This is a genomic window from Hydrogenophaga sp. (genome assembly GCF_022844385.1).
GTDB lineage: Bacteria > Pseudomonadota > Gammaproteobacteria > Burkholderiales > Burkholderiaceae_C > Hydrogenophaga.
The window spans coordinates 1-7255 of record NZ_JALHLX010000151.1 but is presented as its reverse complement, the minus strand read 5'-3'; the positions used below and the strand labels follow the sequence as shown (position 1 = coordinate 7255).

Sequence of the window (7255 nt, the reverse complement as noted above, 5' to 3'; positions counted from 1 at the left end):
CCGCGCCTGCGCGACGTGGCCACCATGCGCCAGCTGCTCGACAACATGGGCGTGCAGACGCAGACCCATGGCGAGCGCGGCGGCATCACGCTGCAGGCCGCCGACCCGATCCTGGCCGAGGCGCCGTACGAACTGGTCAAGACCATGCGCGCCTCGGTGCTGGTGCTCGGGCCTTTGCTGGCGCGCTTTGGTCACGCCCGCGTGTCCCTGCCCGGTGGTTGCGCCATCGGCTCGCGCCCGGTGGACCAGCACATCAAGGGCATGCAGTCCATGGGCGCCGAGATCGTGGTGGAACATGGCTACATGGTGGCGAAGCTGCCCGCGGGCAAGACACGCCTGCACGGCGCGCGCATCGCCACCGACATGGTCACCGTCACCGGCACCGAGAACTTCCTCATGGCCGCTGCACTCGCCGAGGGCGAAACGCTGCTGGAAAACGCCGCGCAGGAGCCCGAGATCGGTGACCTGGCCGAGATGCTGATCGCCATGGGCGCGAAGATCGAAGGCCACGGCACCAGCCGCATCCATGTTCAGGGCGTGGACCGCCTGCACGGCTGCACCCACCAGGTGGTGGCCGACCGCATCGAGACCGGCACCTTCCTGTGCGCAGTGGCAGCCACGGGTGGCGACGTGGTGCTGCGCCACGGCCGAGCGGACCACCTCGATTCCGTGATCGACAAGCTGCTGGAAGCCGGCGCCGAAATCGAAGCCGGGAAAGACGCGGGTGGCGATTTCATTCGCGTGCGCGCCTCGGGCCGTCTGAAGGCCCAGAGCTTTCGCACCACCGAGTACCCGGGCTTTCCCACCGACATGCAGGCCCAGTTCATGGTGCTCAACTGCATCGCCGACGGCACGAGCAAGGTCACCGAAACCATCTTCGAGAACCGCTTCATGCACGTCAACGAGCTGGTGCGCCTGGGTGCGCACATCCAGACCGACGGCAAGGTGGCGGTGGTCGAGGGCGTTTCACGCCTGTCGGGCGCCACCGTCATGGCCACCGACCTGCGGGCCTCGGCCAGCCTGGTGATCGCCGGTCTCGTGGCCGATGGTGAAACCATCGTCGACCGCATCTACCACCTGGACCGTGGTTACGACCAGATGGAAGAAAAACTGCGCGGCATCGGCGCCGACATAGAACGAATTAAATGAAACAGCCCCCACGTTCACTTCGTTCACTGCCCCCCGAGGGGGCGCGCGTCTCCCTTGGGGCGGCCCGGCGGGAGACGCCATGATCACGCTCGCCCTCTCCAAAGGCCGCATCTTCGACGAGACCCTGCCGCTGCTCAAGGCAGCCGGCATCGAAGTGCTGGAAGACCCCGAAAAGTCGCGCAAGCTGATCCTGGCCACCAGCAACCCGCAGGTGCGTGTGGTGCTGGTGCGCGCCAGCGACGTGCCGACCTATGTGGAACACGGCGGTGCCGACCTTGGCGTGACAGGCAAGGACACGCTGATCGAGCACGGTGGACAGGGCCTGTACCAGCCGCTGGACCTGAACATCTCGCGCTGCCGCGTCAGCGTGGCCGTGCGCGCCGACTTCGACTACGCCTCGGCCGTGCGCCAGGGCTCGCGCCTGAAGGTGGCCACCAAGTACACCCACATCGCGCGCGAGTTTTTTGCCAGCAAGGGTGTGCACGTGGACCTGATCAAGCTCTACGGCAGCATGGAGCTCGCGCCGCTGACCGGCCTGGCCGACGCCATCGTCGATCTCGTGTCCACCGGCAACACGCTCAAAGCCAATCACCTGGTCGAGGTCGAACGCATCATGGACATCAGCGCGCGCCTGGTCGTGAACCAGGCGTCGCTCAAGCTCAAGCAAGCCGCCATCCGCCCGATCATCAACGCCTTTGCCCAGGCCATCGAACAAGGCACACCCGCATGACCTTCACCGCCCGTCCCGCTCGCCTGTCCACCACCGCCGCCGACTTCGAGGCGCAGTTCGCGGCCCGGCTGCATTGGTCGGCCGAGACCGACGGTGCGATCGAAGAGCGCGTGGCTGGCATCCTGGCGGACGTGAAGTCGCGGGGTGACGCCGCAGTGCTGGAATACACGGCGCGTTTTGATGGGCTGGATGCGGCGAGCCTGAGCCAGCTGGAGCTCACCCAGACCGAATTGAAAGCCGCCTTCGATGGCCTGCCCGCCGCACAGCGCGACGCCCTGCAGGCCGCAGCCCGCCGGGTGCGCAGTTACCACGAAGCGCAGAAAAAGGCCGGTGGCGAGAGCTGGAGCTACCGCGACGAAGACGGCACGCTGCTGGGCCAGAAGGTCACGCCGCTGGACCGCGTGGGCATCTACGTGCCCGGTGGCAAGGCGGCCTACCCGTCGAGCGTGTTGATGAACGCGATTCCCGCTCATGTGGCCGGTGTGGCCGAGATCATCATGGTGGTGCCCACGCCCCGCGGCGAGAAGAACCCGCTGGTGCTGGCCGCCGCCTATGTGGCCGGTGTTTCGCGCGCCTTCACCATCGGTGGCGCACAGGCCGTGGCCGCGCTGGCCTATGGCACGGCCACAGTGCCCAAGGTCGACAAGATCACCGGCCCGGGCAACGCCTACGTGGCCAGCGCCAAGAAACGCGTTTTCGGCACTGTGGGCATCGACATGATCGCCGGCCCGAGCGAAATCCTGGTGCTGGCAGACGGCAGCACGCCGGCCGACTGGGTGGCCATGGACCTGTTCAGCCAGGCCGAACACGATGAGCTCGCGCAAAGCATCCTGCTGTGCCCCGACGCCGCCTACATCGACGCGGTGCAGGCCGCCATCGACCGCCTGCTGCCAACCATGCCGCGCGCAGCCATCATTGCCAAAAGCCTGAACGACCGGGGCGCGCTGATCCACACCCGCAGCATGGAAGAAGCCTGCGCCCTCAGCAACCGCATCGCGCCCGAGCACCTGGAGGTGTCGAGCAACGACCCGCACCGCTGGGAGCCGCTGCTCAAACACGCCGGCGCCATCTTCCTGGGCGCCTTCACCAGCGAAAGCCTGGGCGACTACTGCGCCGGCCCCAACCACGTGCTGCCCACCAGCGGCACCGCGCGCTTCTCGTCGCCACTGGGCGTGTACGACTTCCAGAAGCGCAGCAGCCTGATCGAAGTGAGCCAGGCCGGTGCGCAAACCTTGGGCCTGATCGCTGCCGAGATGGCCTACGGCGAAGGCCTGCAGGCCCACGCGCGCGCGGCCGAGATGCGCCTGGACAAGGTGCCACCGATGCGGGGTGCGGCATGAGCGCGAACCCACTGGACATGATCCGCCAGGACGTGCAGTCCATGCACGCCTATGCTGTGCAGGATGCCGCCGGCATGGTCAAGCTCGACGCGATGGAGAACCCGTTCGCGCTGCCGCCCGAGCTGCAGGCCGCTCTGGGCTCGCGCTTGGGCGCAGTGGCGGTGAACCGTTACCCCGGCCCTCGCATCGACGACCTCAAGGCCGCCCTGGCCCGCTACGTGGACCTGCCCGACGGCTGCAGCCTGATGCTGGGCAACGGCTCCGATGAACTCATCTCGCTGCTCACCCTGGCTTGCGACCTGCCGGGTGCCACCGTGCTGGCGCCGCTCCCGGGCTTCGTGATGTACGCCATGAGCGCGCAACTGCAGGGTCTGAAGTTTGTGGGCGTGCCGCTCACCGCCGACTTTGAACTCGACGAGCCCGCCATGCTGGCCGCGATGCGCGAGCACCAGCCGGCCATCACCTACATTGCCTACCCCAACAACCCCACGGCCAATCTGTGGAACGCCGACACCATCCGCCGCCTGATCACCGAGGCGGCCGGTTTTGGTGGCCTGTTGGTGATGGACGAGGCCTACCAGCCGTTTTCCAGCCGCAGCTGGCTCGACGAGATCCGCGCTCATCCGGCGGCCAACGCCAACGTTCTGCTCATGCGCACGCTCTCCAAGTTCGGCCTGGCCGGCGTGCGGTTGGGCTACATGCTCGGGCCGCAGGCGCTGGTGCAGGAAATCGACAAGCTGCGCCCGCCGTACAACGTGAGCGTTCTCAATGCCGAGTGCGCGCTGTTTGCGCTGGAACACGCCGACGTGTTTGCGCAACAGGCCGCGCAGATCTGCGAACAGCGCACCGTGTTGATCGACGCCTTGCGCCAGATGCCGGGCTTCCAGCCCTTCCCGAGCGACGCCAACATGGTGCTGGTGCGTGTGCCCGATGCGCAACGTTGTTTTGACAGCCTCAAGGCCCAGGGCATTCTGGTGAAGAATGTTTCTAAAATGCACCCACTGCTGACGCACTGTCTGCGGCTGACGGTGGGCACACCGTCGGAAAACGCCTCGCTGATCCGCGCCCTGAAAACCCCTCCATGACTTCCACGCCTTCCGCATCCGCCCCCGCAGGACCTTTTGAGCGCATCGCGTTCGTGCAGCGCAACACCTCGGAAACGCAGATCGGCGTGCGTGTGAACCTCGACGGCACTGGTACCGCCACCCTGGCCACCGGCATTGGTTTCTTTGACCACATGCTCGACCAGATCGCCCGCCACGGGCTGATCGACCTCGAGATCAAGGCCGTGGGCGACCTGCACATCGACGGTCACCACACGGTTGAAGACGTGGGTATCACGCTTGGCCAGGCCTTTTCGCAGGCCGTGGGCGACAAGAAGGGCATCCGCCGCTATGGCCATGCCTATGTGCCACTGGACGAAGCGCTCTCGCGCGTCGTTATCGACTTCTCGGGACGCCCGGGCTTGCACATGCGTGTGCCGTTCAAGAGCGGCATGGTCGGCGGTTTCGACACCCAGCTCGCCTTCGAGTTCTTCCAGGGCTTCGTCAACCACGCCGGCGTCACCCTGCACATCGACAACCTGCACGGCGAAAACGCCCACCACCAGGCCGAAACCGTGTTCAAGGCATTCGCCCGCGCCGTTCGCATGGCGCTGGAGCGCGATCCGCGCATGGGCGACGTGATTCCCTCGACCAAAGGTTCGCTGTAACCCCTTCCCGGCCATGAAACGCAAGACAGTCGCCGTGGTGGACTACGGCAGTGGCAACCTGCGCTCTGTGTCGCAGGCCGTGCAACATGTGGCACGCACGGCCGACGTGGAGGTGCTGGTCACCTCGCGTGCGCAAGACGTCTTCGACGCCGACCGCGTGGTGCTGCCCGGGCAAGGCCACATGGCCGATTGCATGAACGAACTCGCCGCCTCCGGCTTGAAAGACGCCGTGTTGCATGCCGCTGCCAACAAGCCGCTGTTCGGCGTGTGCGTGGGCATGCAGATGCTGCTGGACCGCAGCGAGGAAGGTCCGACCGACGGACTGGGACTGATCCCGGGCGAGGTGGTTCGTTTCCGGCTGGAAGGCCGTCTGCAGGCCGACGGCAGCCGCTTCAAGGTGCCCCAGATGGGCTGGAACCCGGTGTTCCACGACCTGGGCCGCCCGGTGCACCCGCTGTGGGCCGGCATCCGGGAAGGCTCCTATTTTTATTTCGTGCACAGCTTTTATGCTCGGCCTGCCCAGGCCTTGCACTGCGTGGGCGAAGCCGACTATGGTGGCCGCTTTGCCGCTGCCATCGCCCGCGACAACATCTTTGCCACCCAGTTTCACCCCGAAAAAAGCGCCGACCAGGGGCTGGCGCTTTACCGCAACTTCCTCTCCTGGAACCCCTAGGCCTTTCACCACACCATCATGCTGCTGATTCCTGCCATTGATCTGAAAGACGGCCAGTGCGTTCGCTTGAAACAAGGCGACATGGACCAATCCACCGTGTTCGGTGAGGACCCGGCGGCCATTGCGCGCAGTTGGGTCGACAAGGGCGCGCGCCGCGTGCACCTGGTGGACCTCAACGGTGCGTTCGCCGGCAAGCCGAAGAACGAACAGGCGATTCGTGCCATCCTGAAAGAGGTGGGCTCCGAGGTGGACGTGCAGCTCGGCGGCGGCATCCGCGACCTCGACACCATCGAGCGCTACCTGGATGCCGGTCTGCGTTACGTGATCATCGGCACCGCCGCGGTCAAGAACCCAGGCTTCCTGCAAGACGCGTGCACCGCCTTCGGCGGCCACATCATCGTGGGCCTGGATGCCAAGGACGGCAAGGTCGCCACCGACGGCTGGAGCAAGCTCACCGGCCACGAGGTGGTGGACCTGGGCAAGAAGTTCGAGGACTACGGCGTCGAAGGCATCATCTACACCGACATCGGGCGCGACGGCATGCTCTCGGGCATCAACATCGAGGCTACCGTCAAGCTGGCGCAGGCGCTGTCCATTCCTGTGATCGCCTCGGGCGGCCTGTCCAACCTCGAAGACATCCGTGCGCTGTGCGCCGTGGAAGACGAGGGCGTGGAGGGGGTGATCTGCGGTCGCTCGATCTACAGCGGCGACCTCGACTTCGAAGCGGCCCAGCAACTCGCCGACGACCTGAACGGATAACCCTGCCCATGTTGGCCAAGCGCATCATTCCCTGCCTGGACGTGACCGGTGGCCGCGTGGTCAAGGGCGTCAACTTCGTGGAGCTGCGCGACGCTGGCGACCCCGTGGAGATTGCTGCGCGTTACAACGAACAGGGCGCCGACGAACTCACGTTTCTCGACATCACCGCCACCAGCGATGGGCGCGACCTGATCCTGCACATCATCGAAGCCGTGGCCTCCCAGGTCTTCATTCCGCTCACCGTCGGTGGCGGTGTGCGCACGGTGGAAGACGTGCGCCGCCTGCTCAACGCCGGGGCCGACAAGACGAGTTTCAATTCCGCAGCGCTGGCCAACCCGCAGGTGATTCGAGACGCCTCGGCCAAGTACGGCGCGCAATGCATCGTGGTGGCCATCGACGCCAAGCGGCGCCAGGGCGAGGACCTGGCCCTGCGCGGTGAAGGCTGGGACGTTTACAGCCACGGCGGGCGCAAGAACACGGGCCTGGACGCGGTGGACTGGGCCCGGCAGATGGCCGAACATGGCGCCGGCGAGATTCTGCTCACCAGCATGGACCGCGACGGCACCAAATCCGGCTTTGATCTGGCGCTCACCCGCGCCGTGGCCGATGCGGTGGACGTGCCGGTGATCGCCTCGGGTGGTGTGGGCACGCTCGACCACCTGGCCGACGGTGTACAACAAGGCGGTGCCGACGCCGTGCTGGCCGCCAGCATCTTCCACTACGGTGAATTCACCGTGGCGCAGGCCAAGGCCCGCATGGCCGAACGCGGTATTCCTGTCCGGCTCTGACCGTTTTCAGGCCCGGTCGCTGCGCAGCTGGTACTGCCGCTCCAGGCGGTCTTCCAGTTCACCCAGGCTGGCGCTCAGGCCGTTGCCGTTCTGCTCGATCACCTC

Annotated in this window: 8 protein-coding genes; all 8 read left to right on the top strand. The window is 66.2% G+C overall.

Annotation, left to right across the window (positions count from 1 at the left end):
* Window positions 1-1149, top strand: a 1149-nt coding sequence (gene murA, locus Q0C59_RS17415) for a UDP-N-acetylglucosamine 1-carboxyvinyltransferase (RefSeq protein WP_291217899.1), incomplete at its 5' end; no start/stop codon positions are given.
* A gap of 79 nt (window positions 1150-1228) precedes the next feature.
* Window positions 1229-1879 (top strand): ATP phosphoribosyltransferase, encoded by a 651-nt coding sequence (hisG, locus tag Q0C59_RS17410; RefSeq protein WP_069047538.1) that lies wholly within the window; start codon window positions 1229-1231, stop codon window positions 1877-1879.
* Window positions 1876-3219, top strand: a complete 1344-nt coding sequence (hisD, locus tag Q0C59_RS17405; protein WP_291217898.1) for a histidinol dehydrogenase — start codon at window positions 1876-1878, stop codon at window positions 3217-3219. The genes hisG and hisD overlap by 4 nt, the downstream gene beginning before the upstream one ends.
* Window positions 3216-4304: a histidinol-phosphate transaminase gene (hisC, locus tag Q0C59_RS17400; RefSeq protein ID WP_291217896.1), complete on the top strand. Its 1089-nt coding sequence runs from the start codon at window positions 3216-3218 to the stop codon at window positions 4302-4304. Before hisD ends, hisC begins: the two co-directional genes overlap by 4 nt.
* Entirely contained in the window at window positions 4301-4930 is a 630-nt protein-coding gene (gene hisB / locus Q0C59_RS17395) for an imidazoleglycerol-phosphate dehydratase HisB (RefSeq protein ID WP_291217894.1), read from the top strand. Before hisC ends, hisB begins: the two co-directional genes overlap by 4 nt.
* Window positions 4931-4943: 13 nt before the next feature.
* The gene (gene hisH, locus Q0C59_RS17390) at window positions 4944-5603 is read left to right on the top strand and encodes an imidazole glycerol phosphate synthase subunit HisH (RefSeq protein WP_291217892.1); all 660 of its coding nucleotides are present in this window, start codon (window positions 4944-4946) and stop codon (window positions 5601-5603) included.
* A gap of 18 nt (window positions 5604-5621) precedes the next feature.
* Complete coding sequence (gene hisA, locus Q0C59_RS17385) at window positions 5622-6362, top strand: 1-(5-phosphoribosyl)-5-[(5-phosphoribosylamino)methylideneamino]imidazole-4-carboxamide isomerase (protein WP_159607862.1); 741 nt, start codon at window positions 5622-5624, stop codon at window positions 6360-6362.
* An 8-nt stretch (window positions 6363-6370) separates the two neighbouring features.
* Window positions 6371-7150 (top strand): imidazole glycerol phosphate synthase subunit HisF, encoded by a 780-nt coding sequence (gene hisF / locus Q0C59_RS17380; RefSeq protein WP_291217889.1) that lies wholly within the window; start codon window positions 6371-6373, stop codon window positions 7148-7150.
* Window positions 7151-7255: the final 105 nt, after the last annotated feature.